Origin of the sequence: Parabacteroides sp. AF17-3, from assembly GCF_003635445.1 — a bacterium.
In the GTDB taxonomy this organism is placed as follows: Bacteria; Bacteroidota; Bacteroidia; order Bacteroidales; family Tannerellaceae; genus Parabacteroides; species Parabacteroides goldsteinii.
The window spans coordinates 1-2,420 of sequence record NZ_QTMM01000042.1; the positions used below are offsets into that span (position 1 = coordinate 1).

The following is a 2,420-nucleotide window of genomic DNA, read 5'->3' on the forward strand; positions in this document are numbered from 1 at the left end:
TACCTAATGCCTTGCAATCAGCATATTTACTACACAGCCTCTACGGGCGCACAAATGATGTACACACTGTTACTTCCGTCCGGTATGAAATTGGGGTCTGATAGCTCCTGAATATCCTTTTGGAGCATAAGCACCTGTATTCGGGCAAGAATGGAACTGAACAGGTCTGAAACGGGCAGCCACAGGTAAACGGAAATATACCTTGTTATCCATTGGGTCAGTGTCGCCTGAAAGCCATCATATACGCTGATGGCAAAGGCTATCGGCCCCAGTATGGCAAGGACAATCAAGAAAAAGGTTCGGATAGTATCTATCACAAGGGCTGCCGATTGAAAGAGCAGTTCCAAAAGTTCCCTGAACCAGTCCCGGACGGATTGCTTGATATTATGGGCTGCCCTATCCATGTACATACCGCCCATTGTGGCAATGTCTTTGGCAGACCATCCCAATTCGTCAATCTGTTTATCAAACGCTTCATCCGAAACAAGGTAAGCCATTTCCGGATTGCGCACCATCGCTTCATATTCCAGCTTGTCCTTTTGTTCCCGGTAGGCGTTCATATCGAAAGTTTGCGTTTCGAGCATATTGTTACACCCCTTGACTACTGGGGACATCACGCTGTTAATCGTACCCAGTACGAATGTGGGGAAGAACATAATACAGAAACCAATCACAAAGGGACGCAGAAGCGGGTAAACGTCTATCGGTTCGGCACTGGCGAGCGACTGCCATACTTTGGCAGCCACATAAAACAAAGCCCCCAGTCCCGCTATTCCTTTGGCTACCCCCGCCATGTTCCCGCATAAAGGCATCATGTCCGTGTACAGACTTCGTAAAATCTGATGCAGGTTATCAAATTCGATTGCTAATAACATATCTTTGATTTATTTGAAGTTACCAGTAACGTTCATCCGCCGAGCCGTACAAAGCCATTACCCGGTCGGTGTCCTTTTTCTTTTTCGCCCGCAGGTAGGAAACGGAAATGTTCTTGCGGGTATAGTAACTCACCAAGTCCCGGTAGTTCCTGATGGCGTTATACGTCCGGTCGATAACGTCCATCCGTTCCTTGTCCGACATGGAAAGCCCGTTGATGTTTACCACGCTTTTCATCTCTTCCAGCACATCGGAACTTTCCTGCAACAGTTGAGTATATCCGTAGGCAATCGCCGAAAGTTCGTCCGGTGTATAGTTTTCATCCGAAAGCATCTTCTGAAAACTGTTCACATAGATGTCGGAAATCTCCCCGATAAGCAGGATGGACTTTTGCACCTTGCGGGCATCTTTCACAAGGTTATGCACGGATTTAAGCCTGTCATAGTATTCCTTACCCTGTTGGTAAATCTTTACTGTTTCTTGAAAATTCTTTATCATGTTCTGTGCGGTGGATGATGTCTGCACGATGTTCTTTGACGCATTGATAATCCCTTGCGCCAAATTGCCGGGGTCACTCACCACCCATTGTGCGTTTACCTTTGAGGCAAACAGGCTGCATACTACGAGCAGCATTATAATCTTTGTTCTCATACGCTTACTTCTTTAGTGGTTGATTACTTCGTTTATATTCTCCGCCGGGAGAAAGCAGAATCCGGTCATTCTCCTTGTCATAGGTCAGCAGGACGGACAACCCCGTTTCGATGAACAGGTTTCCGTCCTGTTCTGAAATCTGATAGGTTTCCGTTTGGATAGTCCCCCGGTAAGTTATTTTGCGGGTCGTTACCCTATAATGCCCGTTTTCCTCAAAGAGAGAGAACGCCGGACGGTTTTTCACGCTTTCCCAGTCGCCACGCATCGCCCTAAGACGGTCGGCGTTCGTTTCCTTACAGGAAGAAAACCCCAGTAACAAGGTGCATAACAGCACCGGAAACAGGAATTTTAAATGTTTCATACTGATTGATTATTAAATTGTTAATTGATTATTTTTCGGGATTACGCTTGCATTCGGCAAGCCGTTTGATAGCCAGTTCGAGATTGCCGCCCAGCTTTTCAGACAAGGCGAAAAGTTCCATCTTTTCCGTTTCTTCGGTCGTATATGTAAAATATTCTTCCAAACTCACTTCTGTGGCATATACGGCGGACTGTGTACCGCCTAAGCCTATCCAAACTTCCTTGTATTTCCGGTTGGGATGATTGGCAAGGTTGATGGAAAGCACCTGTGAACGCTCTTTATCGGTCAGCCCTAAAAGGTTCTGTATGCTGTCGAACTTGTTCAGATACTTTCTTTGGTCGAGCAGTATCTTACAATCCGAATTGTTTATAATACTCTCTTTTACAATGGGTGAGGAAATAATATCTTCCACTTCCTGTGTGACTACAATCGCTTCACCGAAATACTTTCTGACGGTTTTATAGAGGTACTTAATATAATCCGCCATGTTCGCCGATGCAATCGCTTTGCCGGGTAGGTCAGGGGCATTACTGCC

3 protein-coding genes and 1 pseudogene are annotated in these 2,420 nt (G+C 46.0%); all 4 read right to left on the reverse strand.

The window, feature by feature from the left end; translation table 11 throughout:
* Positions 1 to 53: 53 nt before the first annotated feature.
* Positions 54 to 875, reverse strand: a pseudogene (traJ, locus tag DWW91_RS27405) (conjugative transposon protein TraJ); the annotation flags it as partial.
* Positions 876 to 894: 19 nt separating this feature from the next.
* A complete protein-coding gene (locus tag DWW91_RS27410) occupies positions 895 to 1,524 on the reverse strand; it encodes a DUF4141 domain-containing protein (RefSeq protein WP_122329438.1) in 630 nt (209 codons plus the stop codon).
* A 4-nt stretch (positions 1,525 to 1,528) separates the two neighbouring features.
* On the reverse strand, positions 1,529 to 1,885 hold the full coding sequence (locus tag DWW91_RS27415) for a DUF3876 domain-containing protein (protein ID WP_122329439.1): 357 nt from the start codon (positions 1,883 to 1,885) through the stop codon (positions 1,529 to 1,531).
* A gap of 28 nt (positions 1,886 to 1,913) precedes the next feature.
* Positions 1,914 to 2,420 (reverse strand): TraG family conjugative transposon ATPase (locus DWW91_RS27420; RefSeq protein ID WP_122329440.1); only part of this gene is annotated, 507 nt, incomplete at its 5' end.